This is a genomic window from Streptomyces sp. NPDC096310 (assembly GCF_044763125.1).
Taxonomy (GTDB): domain Bacteria; phylum Actinomycetota; class Actinomycetes; order Streptomycetales; family Streptomycetaceae; genus Streptomyces.
The window spans coordinates 392,859-417,578 of record NZ_JBIWFO010000004.1 but is presented as its reverse complement, the minus strand read 5'-3'; the positions used below and the strand labels follow the sequence as shown (position 1 = coordinate 417,578).

Annotated in this window: 22 protein-coding genes and 2 tRNA genes; 16 read left to right on the top strand and 8 right to left on the bottom strand. The window is 71.0% G+C overall.

The annotated features are described in order from the left end of the window. Window positions 1–107 precede the first annotated feature (107 nt). The 4 genes from ACIQ7D_RS12845 to ACIQ7D_RS12830 all read left to right on the top strand — a co-directional run bounded on the left by ACIQ7D_RS12845 (window position 108) and on the right by ACIQ7D_RS12830 (window position 3,720). Entirely contained in the window at window positions 108–2,339 is a 2,232-nt protein-coding gene (locus ACIQ7D_RS12845) for an ATP-dependent DNA helicase UvrD2 (protein WP_403936698.1), read from the top strand. A gap of 182 nt (window positions 2,340–2,521) precedes the next feature. Continuing rightward, window positions 2,522–2,860 (top strand): hypothetical protein, encoded by a 339-nt coding sequence (locus ACIQ7D_RS12840; RefSeq protein WP_403936696.1) that lies wholly within the window; start codon window positions 2,522–2,524, stop codon window positions 2,858–2,860. A 171-nt stretch (window positions 2,861–3,031) separates the two neighbouring features. Further along, entirely contained in the window at window positions 3,032–3,400 is a 369-nt protein-coding gene (locus ACIQ7D_RS12835; protein WP_385007519.1) for a WhiB family transcriptional regulator, read from the top strand. Then, entirely contained in the window at window positions 3,397–3,720 is a 324-nt protein-coding gene (locus ACIQ7D_RS12830; RefSeq protein WP_403936694.1) for a hypothetical protein, read from the top strand. Before ACIQ7D_RS12835 ends, ACIQ7D_RS12830 begins: the two co-directional genes overlap by 4 nt. 123 nt (window positions 3,721–3,843) lie before the next feature. Here ACIQ7D_RS12830 and ACIQ7D_RS12825 read toward each other — a convergent pair whose 3' ends face one another. Together ACIQ7D_RS12825 and ACIQ7D_RS12820 are read right to left on the bottom strand one after the other, a co-directional pair. Continuing rightward, entirely contained in the window at window positions 3,844–5,289 is a 1,446-nt protein-coding gene (locus ACIQ7D_RS12825; protein ID WP_403936692.1) for an ABC1 kinase family protein, read from the bottom strand. A gap of 42 nt (window positions 5,290–5,331) precedes the next feature. Further along, window positions 5,332–6,477 carry a ThiF family adenylyltransferase gene (locus ACIQ7D_RS12820; RefSeq protein WP_403936690.1) on the bottom strand — a complete coding sequence of 382 codons (1,146 nt, stop codon included), beginning with the start codon at window positions 6,475–6,477 and terminating at the stop codon, window positions 5,332–5,334. Window positions 6,478–6,657: 180 nt separating this feature from the next. On the opposite strand from ACIQ7D_RS12820, the gene ACIQ7D_RS12815 reads away from it, so the two are divergent. From ACIQ7D_RS12815 to ACIQ7D_RS12800, 4 genes are all read left to right on the top strand, one after another. Continuing rightward, window positions 6,658–7,302 carry a M48 family metallopeptidase gene (locus ACIQ7D_RS12815; RefSeq protein ID WP_403936688.1) on the top strand — a complete coding sequence of 215 codons (645 nt, stop codon included), beginning with the start codon at window positions 6,658–6,660 and terminating at the stop codon, window positions 7,300–7,302. A 172-nt stretch (window positions 7,303–7,474) separates the two neighbouring features. Beyond that, window positions 7,475–9,076: a TerD family protein gene (locus tag ACIQ7D_RS12810; protein WP_403936686.1), complete on the top strand. Its 1,602-nt coding sequence runs from the start codon at window positions 7,475–7,477 to the stop codon at window positions 9,074–9,076. 13 nt (window positions 9,077–9,089) lie between these two features. Beyond that, window positions 9,090–9,770 carry an AIM24 family protein gene (locus ACIQ7D_RS12805; RefSeq protein WP_403936684.1) on the top strand — a complete coding sequence of 227 codons (681 nt, stop codon included), beginning with the start codon at window positions 9,090–9,092 and terminating at the stop codon, window positions 9,768–9,770. A 15-nt stretch (window positions 9,771–9,785) separates the two neighbouring features. Next, the gene (locus ACIQ7D_RS12800; RefSeq protein ID WP_403936677.1) at window positions 9,786–10,544 is read left to right on the top strand and encodes an AIM24 family protein; all 759 of its coding nucleotides are present in this window, start codon (window positions 9,786–9,788) and stop codon (window positions 10,542–10,544) included. A gap of 126 nt (window positions 10,545–10,670) precedes the next feature. Here ACIQ7D_RS12800 and ACIQ7D_RS12795 read toward each other — a convergent pair whose 3' ends face one another. Then, window positions 10,671–11,210 carry an NUDIX hydrolase gene (locus tag ACIQ7D_RS12795; RefSeq protein WP_403936674.1) on the bottom strand — a complete coding sequence of 180 codons (540 nt, stop codon included), beginning with the start codon at window positions 11,208–11,210 and terminating at the stop codon, window positions 10,671–10,673. Continuing rightward, window positions 11,207–12,694 carry a zinc-dependent metalloprotease gene (locus ACIQ7D_RS12790; protein ID WP_403936672.1) on the bottom strand — a complete coding sequence of 496 codons (1,488 nt, stop codon included), beginning with the start codon at window positions 12,692–12,694 and terminating at the stop codon, window positions 11,207–11,209. Before ACIQ7D_RS12790 ends, ACIQ7D_RS12795 begins: the two co-directional genes overlap by 4 nt. A gap of 238 nt (window positions 12,695–12,932) precedes the next feature. On the opposite strand from ACIQ7D_RS12790, the gene ACIQ7D_RS12785 reads away from it, so the two are divergent. From ACIQ7D_RS12785 to ACIQ7D_RS12770, 4 genes are all read left to right on the top strand, one after another. Beyond that, window positions 12,933–14,045, top strand: a complete 1,113-nt coding sequence (locus tag ACIQ7D_RS12785; RefSeq protein ID WP_403936669.1) for an SDR family oxidoreductase — start codon at window positions 12,933–12,935, stop codon at window positions 14,043–14,045. A gap of 85 nt (window positions 14,046–14,130) precedes the next feature. After that, on the top strand, window positions 14,131–14,589 hold the full coding sequence (locus ACIQ7D_RS12780; RefSeq protein ID WP_403936667.1) for a molybdenum cofactor biosynthesis protein MoaE: 459 nt from the start codon (window positions 14,131–14,133) through the stop codon (window positions 14,587–14,589). Window positions 14,590–14,711: 122 nt separating this feature from the next. Continuing rightward, window positions 14,712–14,945, top strand: coding sequence for a hypothetical protein (locus tag ACIQ7D_RS12775; protein ID WP_403937013.1), 234 nt, complete (start codon window positions 14,712–14,714; stop codon window positions 14,943–14,945). A gap of 108 nt (window positions 14,946–15,053) precedes the next feature. Continuing rightward, window positions 15,054–16,142: a PDZ domain-containing protein gene (locus ACIQ7D_RS12770; protein ID WP_403936665.1), complete on the top strand. Its 1,089-nt coding sequence runs from the start codon at window positions 15,054–15,056 to the stop codon at window positions 16,140–16,142. A gap of 135 nt (window positions 16,143–16,277) precedes the next feature. On the opposite strand, the gene ACIQ7D_RS12765 is transcribed toward ACIQ7D_RS12770, so the two are convergent. Beyond that, entirely contained in the window at window positions 16,278–16,838 is a 561-nt protein-coding gene (locus ACIQ7D_RS12765) for a PPA1309 family protein (RefSeq protein WP_403936663.1), read from the bottom strand. A gap of 125 nt (window positions 16,839–16,963) precedes the next feature. On the opposite strand from ACIQ7D_RS12765, the gene ACIQ7D_RS12760 reads away from it, so the two are divergent. From ACIQ7D_RS12760 to ACIQ7D_RS12745, 4 genes are all read left to right on the top strand, one after another. Then, on the top strand, window positions 16,964–19,930 hold the full coding sequence (locus tag ACIQ7D_RS12760) for a UPF0182 family protein (RefSeq protein ID WP_403937006.1): 2,967 nt from the start codon (window positions 16,964–16,966) through the stop codon (window positions 19,928–19,930). Window positions 19,931–19,973: 43 nt separating this feature from the next. Continuing rightward, window positions 19,974–20,047: transfer RNA gene (locus tag ACIQ7D_RS12755), tRNA-Met, on the top strand. Window positions 20,048–20,239: 192 nt separating this feature from the next. Further along, a complete protein-coding gene (locus tag ACIQ7D_RS12750; protein WP_403936661.1) occupies window positions 20,240–22,207 on the top strand; it encodes a tetratricopeptide repeat protein in 1,968 nt (655 codons plus the stop codon). 133 nt (window positions 22,208–22,340) lie between these two features. After that, window positions 22,341–22,414, top strand: a tRNA-Met gene (locus tag ACIQ7D_RS12745). A gap of 108 nt (window positions 22,415–22,522) precedes the next feature. On the opposite strand, the gene ACIQ7D_RS12740 is transcribed toward ACIQ7D_RS12745, so the two are convergent. From ACIQ7D_RS12740 to hisN, 3 genes are all read right to left on the bottom strand, one after another. Beyond that, complete coding sequence (locus ACIQ7D_RS12740; RefSeq protein WP_403936659.1) at window positions 22,523–22,939, bottom strand: Fur family transcriptional regulator; 417 nt, start codon at window positions 22,937–22,939, stop codon at window positions 22,523–22,525. A 263-nt stretch (window positions 22,940–23,202) separates the two neighbouring features. Beyond that, complete coding sequence (locus ACIQ7D_RS12735) at window positions 23,203–23,604, bottom strand: cyclic nucleotide-binding/CBS domain-containing protein (RefSeq protein ID WP_403936657.1); 402 nt, start codon at window positions 23,602–23,604, stop codon at window positions 23,203–23,205. 211 nt (window positions 23,605–23,815) lie between these two features. Further along, the gene (gene hisN / locus ACIQ7D_RS12730; RefSeq protein ID WP_403936656.1) at window positions 23,816–24,616 is read right to left on the bottom strand and encodes a histidinol-phosphatase; all 801 of its coding nucleotides are present in this window, start codon (window positions 24,614–24,616) and stop codon (window positions 23,816–23,818) included. Between the last annotated feature and the right edge of the window lie 104 nt (window positions 24,617–24,720).

Sequence of the window (24,720 nt, the reverse complement as noted above, 5' to 3'; positions counted from 1 at the left end):
TCGTCCCGTCCCCGTTTCCACCGGCGATGATCGGACCGGTACGACTGATACGGCGCCCCTGTGGACAACCGCCGCACCCGCCCCGGGGGACCTGGCAGCATGGCGGTGTGACAGCAGCAACGCACTCCCCACTGTTCCCGCGGGAATCCGACGGCGGCCAGATCGTGGCCCCGCCGCGCGACGCCGACGCGGTGCTCGACGGGCTCGACCCCGAGCAGCGCGAGGTCGCGACGGCCCTGCACGGCCCCGTGTGCGTGCTGGCCGGGGCCGGCACGGGCAAGACGCGCGCGATCACCCACCGGATCGCGTACGGGGTGCGCGCGGGCATACTCCAGCCCGCCAGCGTCCTCGCCGTCACGTTCACCAACCGCGCCGCGGGCGAGATGCGCGGACGGCTGCGGCAGCTCGGCGCGGGCGGCGTGCAGGCGCGGACGTTCCACGCGGCGGCGCTGCGCCAGCTCCAGTTCTTCTGGCCCAAGGCCGTCGGCGGTACGCTGCCGCGGCTGCTCGACCGCAAGGTCCAGCTCGTCGCCGAGGCCGCCGCCCGCTGCCGGGTCCGGCTCGACCGCAACGAGCTGCGCGACGTCACCGGCGAGATCGAGTGGGCGAAGGTCACCCAGACCGTGCCCGCCGACTATCCGGCGGTCGTCGCCAAGTCCCATCGCGACGCCCCGCGCGACGCCGCCGAGATCGGCCAGATCTACGGGATGTACGAACAGCTCAAGCGCGAGCGCTCGGTGATCGACTTCGAGGACGTCCTGCTCCTCACGGTCGGCGTCCTCCAGGACCGGCACGACATCGCGGACCAGGTCCGCCGTCAGTACCAGCACTTCGTGGTCGACGAGTACCAGGACGTCAGCCCGCTCCAGCAGCGGCTGCTCGACCTCTGGCTCGGCGACCGGGACGACCTGTGCGTCGTCGGGGACGCCAGCCAGACGATCTACTCCTTCACCGGCGCCACCCCCGACCATCTGCTCAACTTCCGTACCCGGCACCCGAGCGCCACCGTCGTCAAGCTCGTCCGCGACTACCGCTCCACCCCGCAGGTCGTCCATCTCGCCAACGGACTGCTGGGCCAGGCGCGCGGCCGGGCCGCCGAGCACCGGCTGGAGCTGATCTCGCAGCGCGACCCCGGACCCGAGCCGCTGTGCCTGGAGTACGCGGACGAACCGGCCGAGGCGGAGGGCACCGCCCGCCGGATCCGCGATCTGATCGCCGCCGGCGTCCCGGCCGGCGAGATCGCGGTGCTGTACCGCATCAACGCACAGTCGGAGGTGTACGAGCAGGCCCTCGCCGACGCGGGCGTGCCGTACCAGCTCCGGGGCGCCGAGCGGTTCTTCGAGCGCCAGGAGGTACGGGAGGCGGGCGCCGCCCTGCGCGGAGCCGCCCGCTTCGGGGGCAACGACGCGCTGCTGGACGATGTGGTGGAGCTGCCCTCGCAGGTGCGGGCCGTGCTCTCCACCAAGGGATGGACCACCGAGCCCCCGGCCGGGTCGGGCGCGGTCCGGGACCGCTGGGAGTCGCTGGCCGCGCTGGTCCGCCTCGCCGAGGACTTCGTCCGGGCCAAGCCGTCGGCGACGCTCGCCGACCTCGTCACCGAGCTGGACGAGCGCGCCTCCGCCCAGCACGCCCCCACGGTGCAGGGCGTCACGCTCGCCTCGCTGCACGCCGCGAAGGGCCTGGAGTGGGACGCGGTGTTCCTGGTCGGCCTCACCGAAGGGATGATGCCGATCACCTACGCCAGGACGGACGAGCAGGTCGAGGAGGAGCGCCGGCTGCTCTATGTGGGGGTCACCCGTGCGAGGCTCCATCTCCATCTCTCCTGGGCGCTCTCCCGCTCTCCGGGGGGCCGGGCCTCCCGGAGAGCGACCCGCTTCCTGAACGGGCTGCGTCCGGGCTCCACGGCGCCTGGAGCCCGCGGCGCGGCGACGGGGACGGGCGGCTCCGTCGAACGGGGCGGCGCCACCGGCGCGGCGGCCGGCGGTGCCACGCGGCGCAAGCGGCGGGGCCCGGCCCGCTGCCGGGTGTGCGGCAGGACGCTCACGGACGCCGGTGAGATGAAGCTCATGCGCTGCGAGGAGTGCCCCTCCGACATGGACGAGGGGCTGTACGAGCGGCTGCGGGACTGGCGCGCCGGCCAGGCCCAGCGGATCGGGCAGCCCGCTTACTGCGTGTTCACCGACAAGACGCTGATGGCGATCGCCGAGGCCGTGCCGGGCAGCGCGGGCGAGCTGACGGGCATCCCCGGCGTCGGCGTCCGGAAACTGGATCGCTTCGGAGCCGATGTACTGGCCATCTGTGCAGGTGAGGAAGGTGTGGGCGAGGACGGCGACGACTGAGTCGAACTCGTCGAAAAAATAGTTTGCGCCCGTGCGGGGAATCCCCATAGGTTCTTAACCACGGAACGGCGGGCTTCTCCGAAGGCCGGTCCCCGTGCTCTACTTGTCAAGCAGCACTTGCCCACAATACGTATGACGGGTCCCAGGACCTGTCCTTGAGACGCCGAGAGGAGGCGATTCCAGTGATCAGCATCGACTACAGCTCCACCAGCACCGTCAAAATGACCGGTCTCTCGGTCGTCTCCGCCTGCTCGCTCGGCTTCTCCCGTACCGAACTCATCGCCAGTGGACTGCCCGGCGCCTGCGCCGTCAAGCCCGCCGGTCTCTCGGGTCTGCCGACCCGTGAGCGGCCCGTCATGGTCCGCGATGAGCGACCGACCAAGGCACTGGAAGCAGGAGTAGCAGCGGCAGCAGGCAATGCCTATGCCTTTGCCGCGACCGGTGCCGAAACGAAGCAGCAGACGCAGCATCACCTGATGTGGGCCTTCCGTGGGCTCGAACCCTGGAGTGATCCAGCCTGATCGACGATCAGGCCGGCGCCTTCAGGGCCGCGGAACCCCACCCGGGATCCGCGGCCCTTTTGTTTGTCCCGAACGGGACAGCCGGAGCGAAGGGGCCTCGGGACACGCACCACTGGTACCAGCCGATAACTGGCCAACCAGGCCGGACCGACCAGACGAGGAACGAAACCCGTGCAACTCGAAGCGCACGCCCCGTCCGTACCGCCTTCCGCATCGATCTCCCCGCCCGTCCCCACGGAGGACTCCACCTTGACCCCGCTCACCGCGCTCACCGCGCTCGACGACGCCATCGAGAACCTCGGCGTACCCGTCCCCTGTCGTGCCTACGACCCGGAGGTCTTCTTCGCCGAGTCCCCGGCCGATGTCGAATACGCCAAGGCGCTCTGCGGCACCTGCCCGCTGATCGAGGCCTGCCTCGCCGGCGCCAAGGAGCGGCGTGAGCCGTGGGGCGTCTGGGGTGGCGAACTCTTCGTCCAGGGGGTCGTCGTGGCCCGCAAGCGGCCGCGTGGCCGTCCGCGCAAGAACCCGGTCACGGCATGAACGCCGTCGGCACGATCGACCGTCCCTTCACGCACGATCCCCAGAAGCAGGCCCCGATGACCTCTTCCCTGAGCGAGCCGTCCGGCTCCGCCACTCCAGTTGTCACCACCATGGGCGCGAACGACTCGCGTCAGAACAGGACCCGCGAGATGCAACTCATTCCAGAAGCCCTGGCTCGCGCGCATATGAACGAACGTATGCGTGAAGCCAACGCGGAACGCCGGGCCGTGCGCCTGGTCGCCGCGCGGCGTATGCAGCGTCGTGCCGAGCGCGTGTCCCTGCGCGCGCGCCGCGCGCTGGCCATAGCCGTCATGCAGTAGACGCCGGCGGTCACCGACACAGGAATCACCGGCGCAGGAGTCACCGACGCACGGAGCGAGGGCCGGTCCCGAGGGGACCGGCCCTCGCCCGGCGTTGCCCCGCGAGGGAAGCCCCGGCCGCGCTCAGGCCCCCGTGTCCACCGCCGCCTCGACCGGAGCCGCGTCCGTCTCCGGAGCCACGTCCAGGTCCGGGCCGGGCTCCGGCTCCGGCAGGAACCCGGGCAGCCACCCCTCCAGCTCGTCCCTGAGCCGTACCGTCGCGTTGAGCTGGCAGAGCACCCCGATCGTGCTCAGCGTGACACGGTGGATCAGCAGATACGACGGCGGCAGATTGAGCTGCTTGCCCAACTGATGGGCGGGCGAGCGCGGATCCGCGATCCGCGCCGCCTGGGTGCGGATCCAGCTCCGCGTGAACGTGAACTCCTCCAACCCGGCCGGCTCGATGATCGGCAGCAGATACTCCAGCACCGCGTCCGGGTCGAGATCGATGGACTCCTTGACGAACCCCTCCTCGCGCAGCATCTCGTACACCGCCTCGGCGTCGCCCTCCAGCGCCAGCCGCAGCGCCTCACCGATGATCCCGGGCAGCCCGCCCGGCAGCCGGTCCACCGTCCCGAAGTCCAGCACCCCCAGCCGGTACGCCCCCTCCGGAGCCCCTTCCGGCGCCCCCTCCTGGGACTCCCGTGTGTCCACAGGCGGCAGCAGCCGGAAGTTACCCGGGTGCGGATCCGCGTGCAGCAGCCCCGTACGCGCCGGGCCCGAGAAGAGGAAGCGTGCCAGAAGCTGCCCCGCCCGGTCCTGTTGCTCCGGGGTGCCGTCCGAGATGATCTCGGCCAGCGGCACCCCGTCGATCCACTCGGTCACCAGCACCTGCTCGCCCTGGTGCACCACTTCCGGCACCACCACGTCCGGATCGCCCGCGAACTCCGCCGCGTGCGCCCGCTGCGCCGCCGCCTCCAGGGCGTAGTCCAGCTCCTCGGAGACCCGGTCACGCAACTCGGTGATCAGGGGCTTGATGTCCATCCCCGGGATCAGCGGCCCCAGCAGCCTGGCGAAACGGCTGAGCTGCGTCAGATCGGAGAGCAGCGCCTCCCCGGCGCCCGGGTACTGCACCTTCACCGCGACCTGGCGCCCGTCGTGCCACACCGCCCGGTGCACCTGGCCGATCGACGCGGCGGCCGAGGGCTTCTCCTCGAACTCCAGGAACAGCTCCCGCCATTCCTCGCCCAGCCGCTCCGCCAGCACCGCGTGCACCGTGTGCGTCGGCATCGGCGGCGCCGCCTCCTGGAGCTTGGTGAGCGCGGCCCGGTAGGGGCCGGCGATCTCCTCGGGCAGGGCCGACTCGAAGACCGAGAGGGCCTGCCCGAACTTCATCGCGCCGCCCTTCAGTTCCCCGAGGACCTTGAAGAGCTGGTCCGCCGTGCGCTGCTGGAGCTCCCGGGTGACGATCTCGGCCGACTTGCCGCCGATCCGCTTGCCCAGCCCCCAGGTGGCCCGGCCCGCGAAGCCCAGCGGCAGCGTGGCCAGCTTCGCGGTGCGGGTGACCGCCTTCCGGGGAAGATCAGACATGAAGCCCCTCCTAATCCCAGACAGCCGTGCCGCGTACGGCGGTTACCCGGCCATTGTGTCGTGCGACGCCCCCCTTCCGGAGACGCGCTCCCCCCTTCGCCGTCCGGCCGCGCCGCACGGGCAGTCCTGATGAGGGGTGATCCGCTCCGGGTGCCAGTCCAGCAGCGGCAGTGCCGCCTCCCATCGTGCACCCGTACTCGCGGGAAGCTCCCCGTCGAGGAACGACAAGGCATGAGCCGCCGTCAGCCCCGCCACCGTGGTGGCCAGCGCCAGGTCACAGGCCGGTACGGCGCCCGCCCCGCGCCCCGAGCGCCACTGGGCCAGCATCCTCGGCCACCCGGGGTCGTGATCGGCCCGGATCCGCGCGACACACCCCGCACACGCCGTGCCACCGGGCAGCACCAGCGGCCCCACCAGCCCCGTCGCCTCGATCACCCCCGCGTAAAGATGAGGCGTACCGGTGGTCAGCCACGGCTCGGCCGTCACCGGATCGGGTGCGTACGCCGCGAGCCCGTCGCGCGGCGCGACGATCACCAGCGAGAGCGGCGGCTCGCCCTCCGCCGACCCCGGGGACCCCGCCGCCCTCGGTGGCCGGCCGGGCGCGGACCGCCGGACGAGCTGCCGGGCCGCCAGGTCCCTGCGCTCACCGACCGAGTGCTCCGGCAGCCCGCCGGGCGCCACGTCCCCCGCCGTCGCGCAGCCGCCGTCCAGTACGTCGACCCGCCCCACCCCCGATGCCGCGAGCACGGCCGCGACGGCCGCCCCGACCCGCCCCGCGCCCCGGACCTGCACCCGCGCCGACCGCCGCGCGGCCAGCTTCCGCAGGGCCGCCCCCGGCTCGGGATGCAGCACCGAGAGCGACGCGAGATCGGGTCGCAGCCGCTCGACCTCCTCCGTCCTGCTCCGCAACGCGTCGGCCGCCGGGCCGCCCGCACCGGGGTCGTCGAGCACCCCCGCCGCCGTGAGCCGCCGTACCAGCGCCTCGACCAGTCCGTCCGGCAGCCCCATCGCGCGGGCCTCCTCCCGCAGCAGCGGCAGCCCGCGCGTCCCGTCCAGCAGCTCCAGAAAACTGCCCGTGGCCGTGTCGACCGGGCCCATCAGCACCGCGTGCGCGGGCGTCACCCCGAACTGCACCGTGTGCCGGTCCCGCCAGGCGCGCCGCAGCGCGGGTTTCATCATCGGACGCATCTCGGCCTCCCCGTTCCCGCTGATCCGTGCACCCAGAATGGAGGGTGGCGGCCGACGGTGCCGAAAGTTGTCCACAGCCACGGGCATTAATCGTTCGAATAGTGCGCGCCGATGCGGGGAACAAGGCGGAACCCTGCAGGAGACAGGACTTCCGCCGCGCTGAGCGGGTAACGTCAGGGCGTGCCCGCCGACCCTTCCCTCAGTCGCCCGCTCCGCGGCTCGGGGACGAGCGCTGTCGAGGTCCGGAGAAGCGCCCGCCGCAGCAGAACGGTCTCGGCGTACCGCGAGGGTGACCGTACGATCGTGCTCATCCCCGCCCGGATGTCCGAGGCGGAGGAGCGCCGCTGGGTCTCGGTGATGCTCGACAAGCTCGCCGCGCAGGAGAGCAAGCGGGTCCTCGGCGACGGCGCGCTGACCGAGCGCGCCGAACAGCTCTCCGCGCAGTACTTCGAGGGCAGGGCGCGGCCCGCCTCCGTCCGGTGGGTCACCAACCAGAACACCCGCTGGGGCTCCTGCACCCCCGCCGAGGGCAGCATCCGGCTCTCGCACCGGCTTCAGGGCATGCCGGAGTACGTCGTCGACTACGTCCTCGTCCATGAGCTGGCCCATCTGCTGGTGCCCGGACACGGCCCGCGCTTCTGGCGGCTGCTGGAGGCCTACCCCCGCACGGAGCGGGCCCGGGGCTATCTCGAAGGCGTGGTCGCGGCCGAGCGGCTTCCGCACCTACCCCTCACCCGCGGGGGAAACGGCCAGGACGGCACCGAGGCGGACGATGTGGAGGACGTGGACGCGGCCGGTGCGGTCGACGCCGAAGCCGGGGGATGAGCCCGGGGCCGGTCAGGGGCGGTGTGTTCCGTGAAGGTCCGGGCGCACCGCCGTCGGGGGAGAGCCTCTTCACCGTTCCTGTACCGAGTCTGTACCGGCTTGGCTGATTGTCCGACCCAGCCGTTAGCCTGGCGCGACGCATTGCACTCGGGATGGGGGACGGTCGTTACGTATGGCACGGGAATTCCAGCGCGGCCACAAGGCCAAGATCAGTGATCTCACGGCGGGGACGGATCTGTACGTGGGCGTGCAGATCGCGGCTCCAGGGCTGAGCTTCGACATCAGTTGTTTCGGTCTCGACGCCGACGAAAAGCTGTCGGACGACCGATACTTCATCTTCTTCAACCAGCCGAAGTCGCCGGAGGAATCCATCCAGTTGCTGGGCGCGCAGGCCGGCGACACCGAGTCCTTCCGGGTCACACTGGACCGTATCCCCGCCGCTGTCCACAAGCTGTCCTTCACCGCCACGATCGACGGCGCCGGACAGATGTCGCAGGTCGGCCCCGGATACATCCGGATCGTCGCGGGCGGCGAGGAAGTCGTCCGGTACGCCTTCACGGGCTCGGAGTTCACCACCGAACGCGCCGTCATGCTCGGCGACTTCTACCTCAAGGACGTCTGGCGGTTCGCCGCGGTCGGCCAGGGTTTCGACGGCGGACTCGACGCGCTCCTGAAGAACTTCGGCGGCGAGGTCGCCGAGGAAGAACCCGCAGCGCCGCCGCAGCCCTCGGCGGGCGGTGGCCCGGTCCCGGGGTTCGCCCCGCCCACGGCGCCCGCCGCGCTGCCCGCGCCCGCCCCGTCCTTCGGCGCCCCCGCAGGACCCCTGGCCGCGACCCCGGCCCAGGCCCCGGCGCCGCCGCCGGCTCCCGCGCCGCAGCCCGTGCATGCCGCGCCGACCATCGTTGCGCCGATGGCTCCGCCGGGCGGCACCGTACCGCCGCCGCCCGCCCCCGCCCCGTACGGCCAGCAGCCGCCCCAGCAGCCGCGGTTCGGCCAGGTCCCGGGCCAGATGCCGCCGCCCGCCGCGCCGTCCCCGTACGGTGCCCCCGCCCCCTTCGGGCAGCAGCCGCCCGGCGCGCCCCAGGGCGTGCCGCAGGGGATGCCCGCCGGCGGCGCCGGTCTCCAGGCGGCCCTTCAGCCGTACAAGGAGGCGCCCACAGGACAGCGCTGGACCTCGCAGAACGGCCAGCTCGTCCGGATCGACCTCGGTGAGGGCGGCAGCCCGGTCCTCGCCCGCCAGGGCAGCATGGTCATGTACCAGGGCAAGGTCGACTTCGGCTACAAGGGTGCCGGTTTCGTCGGCCGCGTCGTCGGCAACGCCACCGGCCAGGAGATGCAGCTCATGCGCTGCACCGGCCGCGGCCAGGTCTTCCTGGCGGAGGAGGGCGCGCACCTCCACCCCGTCGAACTCCAGGGCGACGGCATCTGCGTCTCGGCGGAGAACGTCCTCGCCTTCGACGAGAGCCTTCAGTACGAGGTCCGCCGGATCGAGGGCCACGGCATCCCCGGAGGCGCCCTGTTCACCATGCAGTTCCAGGGCACGGGCACCGTCGTCGTGAAAACCCACGGCACCCCGGTGGTGCTCCCCGTCACGCCCACGACCTTCGCGGACTGCAACGCCGTTGTCGCCTGGTCGGCGGCCGCGCAGGTGATCATCTCCAGCCAGGTCAGGCTGCGCCGCAACGCGTACCCCGGCCACAGCGGGGAGACCGTGAACCTCCAGTTCCGGGGAGCGCCCGGCAATTTCATCGTCGTCCAGCCGTACGAGGTCTGAGGGAGCCCGGACAATGAACCAGCAGCTCGCGGGCTTCGCCCCGACCCCCGTCGCGGCCCGGATGGAGAATCACGGCCGCTCCATGCTCAAGGTCGCCATGGCCTCGGGGCACGACCTCTACGCGCGCACCGGCTCGATGATCGCCTACGAGGGCTTCATCCAGTACGAGCCGAACCCGCCCGCCGTCCGCCAGATCGCCTCCCAGTGGGTCACCGGCGAGACCACCCCCGTGATGAAGTGCGCGGGTGACGGTCTGCTCTATCTCGCCGACTACGGGTCCGACGTCGTCGTCATCAACCTCGACAACGACGCGCTCTCCGTCAACGGCTCCAACCTGCTGGCCTTCGACGCGCACCTCCAGTGGGGCGTCGAGCGCGTCAAGGGGCTGGCCAAGTTCGCCGGCCAGGGCCTGTGGAACGTGCAGATCTCCGGAACGGGCTGGGTCGCCCTGACCTCGCGCGGCACCCCGGTCGTCGTCGACTGCGGACGCGGCGAGGACGAGACCTACGTCGACCCCGACGCACTCGTCGCCTGGTCGCCCGCGCTCAAGGTGAAGGGCAAGCGGAGCTTCAAGGCGTCCTCGCTGATCGGGCGGGGCAGCGGAGAGGCCTACCAGATGGCCTTCTCCGGCCAGGGCATCGTCGTCGTCCAGCCCAGCGAGGACAGCACCGACCGCCTGCGGGTCCGGGGCTGAGGGGAGCGAGGAACCATGCAGAGTCCGCTTTTCGCATACACGGAGCAGCAGTCCCAGGACCGCTACGCCGTCCAGAACCCGCAGCTCCTGCGGGTCGCGCTCACCGGTCAGGACGACCTCCTCGCCCGCAAGGGCGCGATGGTCGCCTATCAGGGGCTCATCGAGTTCGACGGTGAGTACCAGTCGCACGGCCAGCGCCAGGCGCGCGCGACCACCGGCGAGGGCCTGGACCTGATGCGCTGCTCCGGGCAGGGCACGGTCTATCTGGCCAACCTCGCCCAGTACATCCATGTGGTGGATGTCGACCACGACGGGATGACGGTGGACAGCGCCTACGTCCTGGCGCTCGACTCCACGCTGCACACCGAAGTCGTCGCCGTGGACAGCCAGTACGGAATCTCCGGCTCCGGCAAGTACCAGCTCAACATCTCAGGGCGGGGCAAGGTCGCGCTGATGACCTCGGGCCAGCCGCTGATGATGGAGGTCACGCCGGACAAGTACGTCAACGCCGACTCGGACGCGGTCGTTGCCTGGTCCTCCGCGCTGCGGGTGCAGATGCAGGCGCAGACGCACTCCTCGGGGATACGGCGCCGGCGCGGCTCCACCGGCGAGGGCTGGGAGCTGAGTTTCCTGGGACAGGGCTTCGCGCTCGTCCAGCCGAGCGAGGTCATGCCGCCGCAGCAGGCGGAGATCGGCCAGGGGCTGGGCGCGCAGTACGGCGTCGGGCAGAACGGCGCGTACGGGCAGAACCAGAACAACGCCTGGAGCAGGTGACCCGGTCCGGCCGGACGGGCCGGGCCGGGGGCGGGTTCCACGGAACCCGCCCCCGGCCCGGCGTCGCTTCGCCCCGGACGCCGGCTCCGATACAGAGGTCCAGAGGTCCAGGTCTCCGGCGTCGTCTCAGGCTTCCAGGACCGCCCGCGTACGCTCCAGCAGCCCGACGACCGATCTGTCGGCCACCTCCGCCACCTCGTCGTAGGCGAACCAGCGCAGGTCCAGCGACTCCTCGCTGATGGACGCGACCGCGCCGGGCCCCGCCAGCGCCGCGTACTGGACATCGAGATGCCAGTGACAGGGCGCCGGGATGGGGTGCCGGTCGAGCTGTACGGGGCCGTCCGGCAGCAGGGCCAGATCCGGGATCCCGGACTCCTCCCCGGCCTCCCGCAGCGCCGCGCGCTCCAGCGTGCTGTCGCCCGGCTCGCAGTGGCCGCCCATCTGGAGCCACATGCCGAGCTTCTTGTGCAGGGTCAGCAGGACGCGGCCCCGCTCCGGGTCGACGACCAGCGCGCTCGCCGTCAGATGCCCGGCCCCGCACGCCTTCCACATTCCGTCCGGATGGGCCGCCAGATGGTCCAGATAGAGCCCGCGTAGCTCCCGCTGGGCGGCCCCGGCCCCGTCGTACGCCTTCAGGGCGAGGACCGCGTTGTCGTGCAGGCTCACTTGTCGGTGTCGTCCTTGTCGTCCTTGTCGCCGTCGTCGCCCTGGACGTCCCCGCTGCCGCCCTTCGCGTCCTTCTCGTCCTTCTGAAGGTTCGGCCTGTTGCCGGCCGCCTCACCGAGCATCTTGTCCAGCTCGGAGAAGTCGAGCTGCTCGTGGTGGACAAAACCGTCCGGGTCGTCCAGGTCCGAGGCCGTCGGCAGCATGTCCGGGTGCTCCCAGAGCCGGTCGCGCCCGTCGACTCCCCGAGCGTCCGTGAGCGAGGCCCACAGCCGGGAGGCGTCCCGCAGCCTGCGGGGCCGGAGCTGGAGCCCGATGAGCGTGGCGAAGGTCTGCTCGGCCGGACCGCCGGAGGCCCGGCGCCTGCGCAGCGTCTCGCGCAGCGCGTCCGCCGCTGTCAGCCGGTTCTTCGCGGCCTCGTGGACCACCGCGTCCACCCAGCCCTCGACCAGCGCCAGCGCCGTCTCCAGCCGCGCGAGCGCGGCCTTCTGCTCCGCGGTGTCCTCCGGCTGGAACATGCCCTGCTGGAGCGCTTCCTGGATCTCCTCGGGGTGGCTGGGGTCGAACTGGCCGACCACGTCCTCCAGCTTGGAGGTGTCCACCTTGATCCCGCGGGCGTACCCCTCGACCGCGCCGAACATGTGCGACCGCAGCCACGGCACATGGGCGAAGAGCCGCTGGTGGGCGGCCTCGCGCAGCGCCAGATAGAGCCGGATCTCGTCCTTGGGGACACCGAGGTCCTTGCTGAACGCCTCGATGTTCAGCGGCAGCAGCGCGGCGCGGCCAGCCGGTCCCAGCGGCAGCCCGATGTCCGTCGAACCGACCACCTCACCGGCCAGTACGCCCACGGCCTGCCCGATCTGCTGGCCGAACATGGCGCCGCCCATGGAGCGCATCATGCCGATCAGCGGGCCCGCCACCGACTGCATCTCCTCGGGCAGCACCTCGCCCATGGCCGTGCCCACCCGCTCCGCCACGGGGTCGACGAGCTGCTGCCACGCGGGCAGCGTCGCCTCGACCCACTCGGCGCGGCTCCACGCCACCGAGGCGTTGGCCCCGGAGGGCAGCGATGTCACGCCGTCCAGCCAGATGTCCGCCAGCCGTACCGCCTCGTCCACCTGCGCGCGCTCCGAGGGGCCGACGCTCTCGTCCTTCGTGCCGTCGGCAGTGCCCTGGGCGACCGTCTGGCGGGCGATCTGCTTGGCCATGTCCCAGTTCACGGGACCGCCCTCGTAGCTCAGCATCTGGCCGAGCTGCTGGAACGCGGCCCCCAGGTCGTTGGGGTTCAGCGAACCGAACATCGCGGCGAAGGGATTGTCCGCGCCGCCCGCGCCGCCGCCACCTGGCAGCCCGAATCCTGCGAAGGGGTTGCCCTGGGCGCCTTGGCCGCCGGCACCCTGACCACCTCCGGCAGGGTCCTTCTTCTTGCCGTCGCCGTCCTCCGGCTCCTCCGGCGGAAGGCCGAATCCGAATGGTGTGTCACTCACGGGGTTCCTCGGCTCGTAGGGCCACCGGCTTCCTGCCGGCGGCGACTGCCCGACTGCACCTCCCAGCCTAAGCGGCACAGGGAGAACAGGGGCGGTGCCGCGGGTCGGGGCGGGATCGACATCCCGGCGGCTTCCGGGCTCGATGCTCCGTCGGCCGATGGCCTGCGGCAGGATGGACGTCACCTGGTACGTACGCGCCATTCACGTACGTATTGAAGACAACCGCTGGAGACGCCCGGTGAGTTCCCCAGATCCGCAGGTTCGCGCAGCGCGAAACCGCTCAACCCCGACCCCGTCCCGCGGCCCCGTCGTCGCGGTCACCGGCGCCGCCTCCGGCGTCGGTGACCTGCTCACCCGGCGCCTGGCCGCGTCCGAGGAGATCAAGCAGGTCATCGCCATCGACGAGCGCCGAGGGGAGGTCTCCGAGGCCCAGTGGCACATCCTCGACGTCCGCGACCCGGCCATCGCGGAGAAGCTGCGCGGGGCGGACGTCGTCGTGCACCTGGCGCTCGACCTCGACCTGGAGACCGACGCCGCCGCCCGTACCGCGTACAACGTGCGTGGTACACAGACCGTGCTCACGGCCGCCGCGGCGGCCGGGGTGCACCGCGTCGTGCTCTGCACCTCGGCCATGGTCTACGGCGCGCTGCCCGACAACGACATCCCGCTCTCCGAGGACGCGGAGCTGCGGGCGACCGCCGAGGCCACCGGCGTCGGCGATCTCCTGGAGATCGAGCGGCTGGGCCGCCGCGCGCCCCGCGCGCACCCCGGCCTGAATGTGACGGTCGTACGGCCCGCCGTCCTCATCGGCGGTACGGACACGGCCCTCACCCGCTACTTCGAGTCGCCACGGCTGCTCGTCGTCGCTGGATCCCGCCCCACCTGGCAGTTCTGCCATGTCGAGGACCTGGTGAGCGCGCTGGAGTACGCGGCGCTCGAAAAGGTCGACGGGGAGTTCGCGGTCGGCTGCGACGGCTGGCTGGAACAGGAGGAGGTCGAGGAGCTGAGCGGTATCCGCCGCATGGAGCTGCCCTCGGCGGTCGCCCTGGGCGCGGCGGCCCGGCTGCACCGGATCGGTCTCACACCGTCCCCGGCGGGCGATCTCGCGTACACGATGCACCCCTGGGTGGTCAGCGTGAGCCGGCTGCACGACGCTGGCTGGCGCCCCCGGTGGACCAACGAGGAAGTGCTCACCGCCCTCCTCGAAGAGGTGGAGGGCCGCCACACGGTGGCCGGGCGCCGGCTGGGCCGCAAGGACGCCACGGCGGCGGGCGCGGCGGGCGCCACGGTCGCGCTGCTCGGCACGGCCGCGCTGGTACGGCGCGCGCGCAAGGCCCGGCGCCGGATCTGAGCGGCCCGCCGCCCCCGGCCCGTCCCCGCTCCGTTCCGGGGGACGGCGGTTCCATGACGGCGGTGCCGTACGGCACGATGGGCGCATGGCGAGTACGCGTTCCCACCCGGGCGAGCAGGCGGCGCAGGACCCGATCCGGCTGCTCGCGATCCGTGACACCCCGCTCAGCGTCGACGAGGTCTTCCGCGCGGTGGGGGACGACGCGGCGGGCGGTACGGCGCTCTTCGTGGGCACGGTGCGCGACCACGACGGCGGCGCGGACGTCGACGCCCTCGGCTACTCCTGCCATCCCTCGGCGGAGGCCGAGCTGCGGCGGGTCGCGGAGAAGATCGTCGCCGGTCATCCGGTCCGCGCGCTGGCCGCCGTCCACCGTGTGGGTGATCTGGCGGTCGGGGATCTGGCGGTGGTCGTCGCGGTCTCCTGTCCGCATCGGGCGGAGGCGTTCGAGGCGTGCAGAAAGCTGATCGACGACCTCAAGCACGAGGTTCCGATCTGGAAACACCAGACGTTCTCGGACGGAACAGAGGAGTGGGTGGGCGCGTAGCGCCCCGTTGAGGGGTGGCGGTCGGGCGACCGGTGGGCCGGTGGGCGCGTAGCGCCTCCCATACGGAGAGGCTCCACCCGTACGGCCCGATTTGCGTAACCGCCTTTCGGCCAGCAGCGTTGGTGCTGCAGATGGTTTATCTGCTGATCGGTCAGTTCGCGGACACTCATGGGTCGGAGGTCGGTATGACCGCGCTCGTCTGGTTGTTGATTCCGCTGTTCGCCGTCGTTGGCGCGGCGATATGGGGAAGCTGGGTCTCCAGGGACCGCACGATAGGAGACATGGCGGAGCTGAACGGCTATGCCCGGTTCCGTGACGCGATGGAGAAGGCGGAGACCCGGTCCGAGCCGGTCTGAAGTCCGGTGGCTCCCGCAGGCCCCTCGGGTTCGGGACCAGGTCCCCTGTGACCTCGTACGGACCGGCCCCGGGGGTGCACTGACAGAGCCTTCCCGTACTGTCGTTCCATGCCACGCCGCACCGCGACGATGCTCGCTTCCACCCTCGTCCTCATCGCGCTGCTCTGCGCGGGTGTGCTCATCAAGGTCCCGTATTCGGAAATGAGCCCGGGGCCGACGGTGAACACACTGGGTGAGGCCGGCGGCGAGCCCGTGCTCCAGATCTCCGGTCGTAAGACGTACCCGACGTCGGGTCATCTGAATATGACGACGGTCAGGGTCACCGGCGCGGACTACAACATGAATATCGTCGAGGCGGCCTACGGCTGGCTGGCCCACGACAGTGTTGTGGTGCCGCACGACACCCTGTATCCGGACGGCAAGACGGAAGAGCAGTCCACGCAGGAGAACGCCGAGGAGTTCAGCCAGTCCCAGGAGAGCGCCAAGGTCTCCGCCCTGGCCGAGCTCGGCATCCCGTACTCCTCCCGCACGATCGTCTCCTCGGTGGTGAAGGACAGCCCTTCCGAGGACATCCTGCACGCCGGTGATGTGATCAAGGCCGTGGACGGTACGGAGATCAAGGCGCCCGAGGACGTCGCGAAACTCGTCACGAAGCACAAGCCGGGCGAGGACGTCGTCTTCACCATCGTGCCCGAGAAGGACGCGAAGGCCGCGGAGAAGTCCGGCAAGGAGCCGACGGCCACCGAGAAGGTCAGGATCACCACGCGGAAGTCCGACGAGGGCGACCGCGCGATCGTCGGCATCCAGGCGGGGACGGATCACACGTTCCCGTTCACCATGGACATCAAGCTGGCCGACGTGGGCGGTCCGAGCGCCGGGCTGATGTTCTCGCTCGGCATCGTCGACAAACTCACGCCCGGCTCGCTGACCGGCGGAAAGTTCGTCGCGGGTACGGGGACGATTGACGACAAGGGCGAGGTCGGCCCGATCGGCGGGATCGAGATGAAGCTCGTCGGCGCGCGGAACGCGGGCGCGCGTTACTTCCTCACGCCCGACCAGAACTGCGCCGCCGCCTCCTCCGACATCCCGAGCGGTCTCACCCTGGTCCGGGTCAAGACGATCAAGGACGCGACGAAGTCGCTGGAGAAGATCCGTACCGGGGACACGGCCGGCCTGCCGAGCTGTTCGGCAAGCTGACCGGCCGTATCCGCCCGGGGGCCGTGTCCGCGACGGCCCGGGACGGCGAGGTACGGCGCCCGAGCGCGCCCGCGGGGAGGCTTCCGCCGTCCCCCGGGCGCCTGCGCCGCTCCCGCGCCGTCCGGAGGGCCTGTGTTACGACTCGAAGGTGGCCGACAGCGCCTCCGCCAGCCCCGGGACCAGCCCGGCGCCCGTGAGGACCTCGTTGGGGGAGTCCTTCTCGCGCAGCCGCAGCGCGGACTCCCGGGCGCCGTCCCGCAGCACGGCCACGGTCATCCGTACCTCCTGGCGCTCGGGGTGGGAGGCGACCCACGCGGCGAGCGCCGTCTCGTCCAGATTGTCCGGTACGGACGCCTCCGCCGACGGCGGAAGCATCAGCCGCTCCACGGTCATCGCGCAGCCCGCCACCGCCCCGGGCCACGCGATCGTGCCGAGGAACTCGTCGAGCGGGGTGCCCGCGGGGATCTCGTCCTGTTCCACGGGGGTGAGGGGGGCGACGGAGCCGCCGTCCTCGTCGAGACCCAACTGGGCCGCGAGTTCGGGTTCGTCGGTGCGCAGCCGCGTGGTGTCGACGAGCGCGAAGAGCCGGGCGGGCTGGTCCCATCCCAGCGTCGAGGCGTATTCGTCGATTTCGAGTACCGCGCGGGTCAGCGGGCTCGCGGCCATGGGGGTGCCTGAGGGAGAAACAGTGGACATGGTCAATATCCTGCCTCCTTCGGACCCGGATGCGGGAACTAGGTAAAGCCTGAGTAAGTTGAACAGACTGAACCACACGCATTCACACGACCGCGAACTTCGAGGTGCGCACGTTGGCTTTCCAGATGCCGGACCGCGGCGGAGGCCCGACCGGGCCACGGATCAGAGTGGGCCGGCCTTCCCGTCGGGCTCGGACCCTGCTCATGACATTGGGCGTACTGGCCGTTCTGGCCATGCTCTTCGTCATGTTCGCGGGGTTCTGGACCGACTGGCTCTGGTACCGCTCGGTGAAGTACTCATCGGTTTTCACCACCACTCTCTGGACCAAGATCGGTCTGTTCGCGGTCTTCGGACTGCTGATGGCCGTCGCGGTCGGGCTGAACATCTGGCTGGCGCACCGGTTGCGGCCGCCGCTCAGCGCGATGTCCATGGAGCAGCAGAACCTCGATCGGTACCGGATGGGGATCGCGCCGTACAAGAAGTGGGTGCTCCTCGGGATCACCGCGCTGGTCGGTCTGATCGCCGGTGCCTCCGCCGCGGGACAGTGGCGTACGTGGCTGATGTGGATCAACGGGGTGCCGTTCGGGCAGAAGGACCCCCAGTTCAAGCTGGACGTGGCGTTCTACGCGTTCGACCTGCCCTGGTACCGCTTCATGCTGGCGTTCGGCTTCGCGGCGACCGTGCTGTCGCTGATCGCGGCCGCGCTGACCCACTACCTCTACGGCGGGCTGCGGATCACCAGCCCCGGCGCGCGGGCCACCGCGGCGGCCACCGGCCATCTCTCGGTGCTGCTCGGTGTCTTCGTCTCGCTCAAGGCCGTCGCGTACTGGCTCGACCGGTACGGCCTGGCCGTGAAGTCCAGCGACTTCAAGGCGACGGGCAACTGGACCGGTCTGCGGTTCACGGATGCCAACGCCTTCCTGCCCGCCAAGACGATCCTCTTCTGCATCGCGGTCATCTGCGCCGTGCTGTTCTTCGCGACGCTCTGGCGCCGTACCTGGCAGCTCCCGGTGATCGGCTTCGGCCTGATGGTGCTCTCGGCGATCCTGATCGGCGGTCTCTACCCGGGGATCGTGCAGAAGTTCCAGGTCGAGCCGAACGAGCAGGCCAAGGAAGCCCCGTACATCAAGAAGAACATCGACGCCACGCGTCAGGCGTACGGCATCGACACCGCCGATGTGCAGGACTACGGGGGCAAGGGCGACCCGGACAAGAAGGCCGAGCAGCGCAAGGCGGCCGACACGGCGGCCAGCTACCGGCTGGTCGACCCGAATGTCGTCTCGCCCGCGTTCCAGCAGCTCCAGCAGGAGCGTAAGTACTACCAGTTCCCCTCCACGCTGGACGTCGACCGGTACCCCGGCCCCGACGGCAAGCCGCAGGACACGGTGGTCGGTCTGCGCGAGCTGAACATCACCGGTATCCCGAAGCGCAACTGGATCAACGATCACTTCACGTACACCCATGGGTACGGACTGATCGCGTCCAAGGGCACGAACACGGTGACGGATGAGAACGAGGGCACGATCGGCGCCCCCGACTTCACCGAGTCCGGCCTGCCGACCACCGGTGACATCCCCAAGTACGAGCAGCGCATCTACTACGGGGAGAAGACCGAGCAGTACTCGATCGTGGGCGGCCCGCAGAAGGAGCTGGACTACGAGAAGAACGGTGAGCAGACCACGAGCTACAAGGGGAAGAGCGGCGTCGACCTCTCCAACCCGCTGAACCGCGCGGCGTACGCCGTGGCCTTCAGCGAGCCCCAGATGCTCTACTCCGGCGCCATCGGCGACGGCTCGCGGATTCTGTACAACCGCACGCCCAAGGAGCGCGTCGAGGCCGTCGCGCCCTGGCTGACCATCGACGGCGACGCGTATCCCGCCGTGGTCGACGGCCGGATCCAGTGGATCGTCGATGCGTACACGACGACGAACGGCTACCCGTACGCGTCCCGTACGACGCTCGGCGACACCACGGCCGACTCGCTGACCGACAGCCAGCGTGCGGTCGTCGCCCAGCAGAACCAGGTCAACTACATCCGGAACTCGGTGAAGGCCACGGTCGACGCGTACGACGGCTCGGTCAACCTGTACCAGTGGGACACCGAGGACCCGGTGCTCAAGACCTGGATGAAGGCGTTCCCGGGCACCGTGAAGCCGAAGTCCCAGATCGACGCGACGCTCAAGGACCATCTGCGCTACCCGCAGGACATGTTCAAGGTGCAGCGGGAACTGCTCACCCGCTACCACGTCACGGACCCCGCCCAGTTCTACAGCGGCAGTGACGCGTGGCAGGTGCCGGACGACCCGACCACCAAGGACAGCAACTCGGTCCCGCCGTACTACCTGAGCCTCAAGATGCCCGGCCAGGACGATCAGAAGTTCTCGCTGACGACGACCTTCACGCCCAACGGGCGGCCCAACCTGGGGGCGTTCATGGCGGTGGACGCCGACGCCACCAGTACGGACTACGGCAAGATCAGAGTGCTGAGGGTGACGTCCACGGTCCAGGGGCCGCAACAGGTGCAGAGCGAGCTGAACGGTGTGCCTGAAGTCGCCGAGTTCGTCAGGAACCTGAGAGGCACCGACTCGGACATCGAGTACGGCAACCTCCTGACGGTGCCGCTCGACGGAGGCTTCCTCTACATCGAACCGGTGTACGCGCGCGGTGGCAGCGCCAACTATCCGCTGCTGAAGAAGGTGGCCGTCTCCTACGGAGGCAAGCCGGTCTTCAAGGACACCCTTCCCGAGGCGCTGAACGCGGTGTTCGGAGCGGAGAGCACGCAGCCGCCGGACACCACGGAGCCGCCGGGCGACACCACCACGCCGCCGGCCACCGGCGACAAGGCCCTCCAGCAGGCCATCGCGGACGCCCAGAAGGCGTACGAGGCGGGCGAGGAGGCCCTGAAGAAGCCGGACTGGGACGCGTACGCCAAGGCGCAGAAGGACCTGCAGAGCGCGCTGGAACGGGCAGCCAAGGCGAAGCCGGGCGCGGGCGCGGAGTCCAGCAGCGACTCCGGCGCCGACTCCGGCGGTGCGGGCAGCGCGGACGGCGCCCGGTCCGACAGCGCGGCCGGCGGTGGCGACACGAGCTGACCTGGCAACACCTCCACCCCGTGGTACGGTTGGGACACAACGACGCGGGGTGGAGCAGCTCGGTAGCTCGCTGGGCTCATAACCCAGAGGTCGCAGGTTCAAATCCTGTCCCCGCTACGGCGAAGTCAAGGGCCCGGATCCTTCTAGGATCCGGGCCCTTGCCATGTGCCCGTCCCAACTGGGTAGTAGATGGGCCCAGTTGGTCCCGGCGGGTTTGATGTGTCTCTCTGTGGGCATGTCGACAAAACGCTGTAGTGACCTTGTGGGGCGCGGTATACCGGCTGTACGCGGCCGGCGGGTGGTGCGACGATGGAAAATATGGGGGATAGGGCAACTCTGTTGGAGACAGGGCGGTATGTGCAGTCACACGTGAACGACACGGCCGGTGGGACCGGAGCCGCCGACGGGGCCGACACCGAGGCCGAGGCGAGACACCGCCGCGCCGCCGACGCCGGGGACACCGCGTCGATGAGCGTGCTCGGCGCCCTGCTGCTGCGCCGCGGGGATCTCGACGGCGCCGAGCCGTACCTGCGCGCCGCGACCGGCGAGGGCGAACGCGCCGCCGCCAACAATCTGGGTGTACTCCTGCACCAGCGCGGCTATGTCGACGAGGCCGCCGGCTGGTGGCGGATCGCCGCCGTCGCCGGCTCCGCCCCGGCGGCCCACGCCCTCGGCCGCCACTACCGTGAACTCGGCGACGAACCCGCCGCCGAGTACTGGCTGCGCCAGTCCGCCGAGCAGGGCCACGCGCTGGGCGCCTACGCCCTCGCCGATCTGCTGGAGCACCGCAGCGACGTGGGGGCCGAGCGCTGGCTGCGCGCCGCCGCCGAGCAGGGCCACCGCGAGGCGGCCTACCGGCTCGCCCGCGCACTGGAGCGCAGAGCCCGCGAGAGCGCCCGCTCCGGCGCCGACGTGGTCTACCGGGCCGGTACGGCCGGTCCGTCCACCCGTGGCCGCCGTACGGGCCAGGAGCCGCTGCTCTCCATGGATCCCTTCACCGACCCCCGGATGCCCGCGTACACCGGGAAACCGGACCCCGCGACCGCCGGCTCGGGCGCCGCGGCCTCCCTCGTCGGCGAGGCCGCCCAGTGGTACCAGCAGGCCGCCGCGCGCGGCCACCGGCGCGCCGCCCTGCACCTCGGGGCGATCCTGGAGCGGCGCGGCGAGCTGAAGCAGGCCGGCCGCTGGTACCTCAGCGCCGCCAAGGACGGCGAGGCGCGGGCCGCCTGCGCCCTCGGTTTCCTGCTGCGCGACGCCGGGGACGAGGAGAGCGCCGCCGTCTGGTGGCTGCGCGCCGCCCAGGAGGGCGACGGGAACGCCGCCAACGCCCTCGGCGCGCTGCACGCGGCCCGGGGCGAACCGCAGACCGCCGAGCGCTGGTACCGCGCGGCCATGGACGCGGGCGACGTCAACGGCGCGTACAACCTCGGGCTGCTCTGCGCCGCCCAGGACCGTACCGTCCAGGCCGAGCAGTGGTATCGCCGCGCCGCCTACGCGGGCCATCGCGAGGCCGCCAACGCGCTCGCCGTCCTGCTCCTCCAGGCCGACGACCCGACCGGCGCCGAGCCCTGGTTCTCCAAGGCCGCCGAGGCGGGCAGCGTGGACGCCGCGTTCAACCTCGGCATCCTGTACGCGGGTCGCGACGACGACGGGGCGGCCCTGCGCTGGTACGAGCGCGCCGCGGCCGCCGGGCACACGGAAGCGGCCCTCCAGGTCGGCATCGCCCGGCTGCGCGACGGCGACGACCGCACCGCCGAGCGGCATCTGCGCTGCGCGGCGGGCGGCGGCAGCGCCGAGGCGGCCTTCCGGCTGGCCACCGTCCTCGACTCGCGCGAGCCGCCGCCGGGGCCGCCCGCGCTCGGCGAGCCGTACGGCGTGAAGAGCGAGTGCGAGCAGTGGTACGAGCGCGCCGCAGAGCAGGGCCACCGCCGCGCCCAGGTGCGCGTCGGCATGCTCGCCGCCGCCCGGGGCGACATCAACGAGGCCGCCCGCTGGTACCGGGAGGCCGCGGAGGCGGGCAGCCGCAACGGCGCCTTCAACCTCGGGCTGCTGCTGGCCCGCGAGGGCGGCGAGCGGGAGGCCGCGCTCTGGTGGACCAGGGCCGCCCAGGCCGGGCACGGCAGGGCGGCGCTCCGGCTCGCGCTGCTGGCCGCGCGGCGGGGCGAGCTGACCGAGGGGCAGCGCTGGTGCGCGCGCGCCGTCGAGCTGGGCCCGGCGGAGGTCGCGGAGCGCGCGGCGCGGCTGCGCGAGGCACTGCACCAGGAGCTGACCGCGTGAGCCGGGTCACCGGCCGGGAGCCACGCGGCCCTCTCGCGTGGCTCCCACCGTGTGACCTGCGCCGATGGCGTCGTGCCCGCGCGGGAAGGGATTTGCACTGCCCGGCACCGTGACGTAATGTTTCATTCAACGGCGCGGGGTGGAGCAGCTCGGTAGCTCGCTGGGCTCATAACCCAGAGGTCGCAGGTTCAAATCCTGTCCCCGCTACTGAAGACCTGAGGCCCGGATCTCCTGATGAGATCCGGGCCTCAGGCATGTGTACGGCGCCACACGGCCCGGGAGGGACGGAAGGCCCCGTCTCCGGGGCCTTTTCCGTTACGCGGAAGCGCAGTCGGGGCACGTGCCCCGGTACGTCACCTCGACGTCCGAGACGGTGAAGCCGAAGCGCTCACCGGCCGGCAGATCGGCCAGCGGGTCGCCCGACGGATGCACGTCCCTGATGGCACCGCACCGCGCGCACACCAGATGGTGGTGCGGCCGGTGCGCGTTCGGGTCGTACCGCTTGGCACGGCGGTCCGTCGAGACCTCGATGACCTCCCCCAGCGTCACCATCTCGCCCAGCGTGTTGTAGACGGTCGCGCGGGAGATCTCCGGGAGTCTCGCCACGGCCCGTTCGTGCACCTCGTCGGCGGTCAGATGGACATGGTCCCCATCGAGGACCTCGGCCACGACGCGTCGCTGCGCCGTCATGCGCCAGCCACGTTCGCGGAGTCGTTCCAACAGGTCACTCATGAAATCCAGCCTAACAGTGAAGAACCCCAGGTTCCGAACGAGTGTGACTTTGGATGTCTGGTTAACTTGGACTAAGTCCATTGTGGGACCTGGGTCAGGGGCTGGATGGGCGAAAGACTCGCACCGAAGGACGCGGGAGGCGGGGCGGGCGGCGACTTCGGCAAGCGCCTGGACGCCGCGGTGCGAACCCTGCGGAGCTGAGCCCGCAAAGGAGCCCCGCGGAGCGGACCCGGCTGGTGGGGCCAGGCGGGTCCGCTCCGGGATCAGCCTGCGAGGACGGCCGTCTCGCGCCGGACCGGGGCCCAGCAGCGGAGGATGTCGCGTACGGAGACGATGCCGACGGGCTCGCGCTCGTCGAGCACGATCAGATGGCGGAAACCGCCGGTCGACATGGCCGCCGCGGCTTCCTCCAGCGTCCACACCGGCGAGGCGAAGACGACATCGTTCGTGGTGTGCGAACAGGCCGTCTCGACGTCCGGGCTCTGGCCCGCGCCGAGCGAGTTGAGAATGTCACGTTCGGTGAGGATGCCGATACCGCAGTGATCGGTGTCGAGGACGACGGCGGCGCCGACACGGCGGGCCGACATCAGCCCGGCGGCCTGGCGGAGCGTATGCGTGGGCCCGATGGTCAGAACCACCGAACTCATGGCGTCACGGACAAGCATGGGGTGGAGCCACCTCCTTGGTGAGCCGGTTTCCGGGGGCCCTGGAGAGCGGGGGGACCCTGGAGAAACGATTCACAAGTTCACAAGTGGGGGGACTCTCAGAGTGGCACGGTTGCCCTGAGTCAACAAGGGGGCGGGCGGTGCGCCGCAGGGGGCGCCCAAAAACCCGACAAAAGCCCCCTCCCGGAGGCGAACCGAGTCCGCCAAATAATCAGTACCTCTGGTTCAGGTAGCCCAGGAGCTCTTCGTGGAGGATTCCGTTCGATGCCGCCGCATTGCCGCTGTGCGGGCCCGGGCGGCCGTCCAGACCGGTGAAGCTGCCGCCCGCCTCTTCGACGACGATCGCGGTGGCCGCCATGTCCCAGAGTGACAGTTCGGGCTCCGCGCACATGTCCACCGAGCCCTCGGCGACCATCATGTAGGGCCAGAAGTCGCCATAACCGCGCGTTCGCCAGCACGCTTTGGACAGGTCCAGGAATCCGTCGAGCCGGCCCTGTTCCTCCCAGCCGGTGAGCGAGGAGTACGCGAACGAGGCGTCCGGGACGCGCGAGACGTTCGAGACGCGCAGCCGGGTCGCGGACGACAGACTGCGTCCCGTGTAGGCGCCGCCGCCCTTCGCGGCCCACCAGCGGCGGCCCAGCGCGGGCGCGGACACCACGCCCACGACCGGCTCGTAACCGCCCTCACCCGCCACCATCAGCGCGATCAGCGTCGCCCAGACGGGTACGCCGCGTACATAGTTCTTCGTGCCGTCGATCGGGTCGATGACCCAGCGGCGCGGGCCCGTGCCCTCGACGCCGTACTCCTCGCCCAGGATCGCGTCGCGTGGCCTCGCCCGCTGGAGGTTGCCGCGGATCAGCTCCTCGGCCGCCTTGTCGGCCTCACTCACCGGGGTCATGTCCGGTTTTGTCTCGACCTTGAGGTCCAGAGCCTTGAACCGGTCCATCGTCGCGGCGTCGGCGGCGTCCGCCAGTACGTGGGCGAGACGCAGGTCATCGTGGTAGTCGGGCATGCCCGCCACAGTATCCACCGGGGCCGTGCCGCTGCCACGGGCCCCATCGGCCGGAACCCGACGACGGTCTTGACACTGAGCGACGGTCCGTCAACTCTGTGCGC

Bases quoted from the DNA above. Each gene is read 5' to 3' on its own strand.
- ACIQ7D_RS12830 (WP_403936694.1), top strand. From the start codon at position 3,397: ATGAACGCCGTCGGCACGATCGACCGTCCCTTCACGCACGATCCCCAG.
- ACIQ7D_RS12825 (WP_403936692.1), bottom strand. From the start codon at position 5,289: ATGTCTGATCTTCCCCGGAAGGCGGTCACCCGCACCGCGAAGCTGGCC.
- ACIQ7D_RS12820 (WP_403936690.1), bottom strand. From the start codon at position 6,477: ATGCGTCCGATGATGAAACCCGCGCTGCGGCGCGCCTGGCGGGACCGG.
- ACIQ7D_RS12810 (WP_403936686.1), top strand. From the start codon at position 7,475: ATGGCACGGGAATTCCAGCGCGGCCACAAGGCCAAGATCAGTGATCTC.
- ACIQ7D_RS12805 (WP_403936684.1), top strand. From the start codon at position 9,090: ATGAACCAGCAGCTCGCGGGCTTCGCCCCGACCCCCGTCGCGGCCCGG.
- ACIQ7D_RS12800 (WP_403936677.1), top strand. From the start codon at position 9,786: ATGCAGAGTCCGCTTTTCGCATACACGGAGCAGCAGTCCCAGGACCGC.
- ACIQ7D_RS12780 (WP_403936667.1), top strand. From the start codon at position 14,131: ATGGCGAGTACGCGTTCCCACCCGGGCGAGCAGGCGGCGCAGGACCCG.
- ACIQ7D_RS12770 (WP_403936665.1), top strand. From the start codon at position 15,054: ATGCCACGCCGCACCGCGACGATGCTCGCTTCCACCCTCGTCCTCATC.
- ACIQ7D_RS12765 (WP_403936663.1), bottom strand. From the start codon at position 16,838: ATGTCCACTGTTTCTCCCTCAGGCACCCCCATGGCCGCGAGCCCGCTG.
- ACIQ7D_RS12760 (WP_403937006.1), top strand. From the start codon at position 16,964: ATGCCGGACCGCGGCGGAGGCCCGACCGGGCCACGGATCAGAGTGGGC.
- ACIQ7D_RS12750 (WP_403936661.1), top strand. From the start codon at position 20,240: ATGGAAAATATGGGGGATAGGGCAACTCTGTTGGAGACAGGGCGGTAT.
- ACIQ7D_RS12740 (WP_403936659.1), bottom strand. From the start codon at position 22,939: ATGAGTGACCTGTTGGAACGACTCCGCGAACGTGGCTGGCGCATGACG.
- ACIQ7D_RS12735 (WP_403936657.1), bottom strand. From the start codon at position 23,604: ATGCTTGTCCGTGACGCCATGAGTTCGGTGGTTCTGACCATCGGGCCC.
- hisN (WP_403936656.1), bottom strand. From the start codon at position 24,616: ATGCCCGACTACCACGATGACCTGCGTCTCGCCCACGTACTGGCGGAC.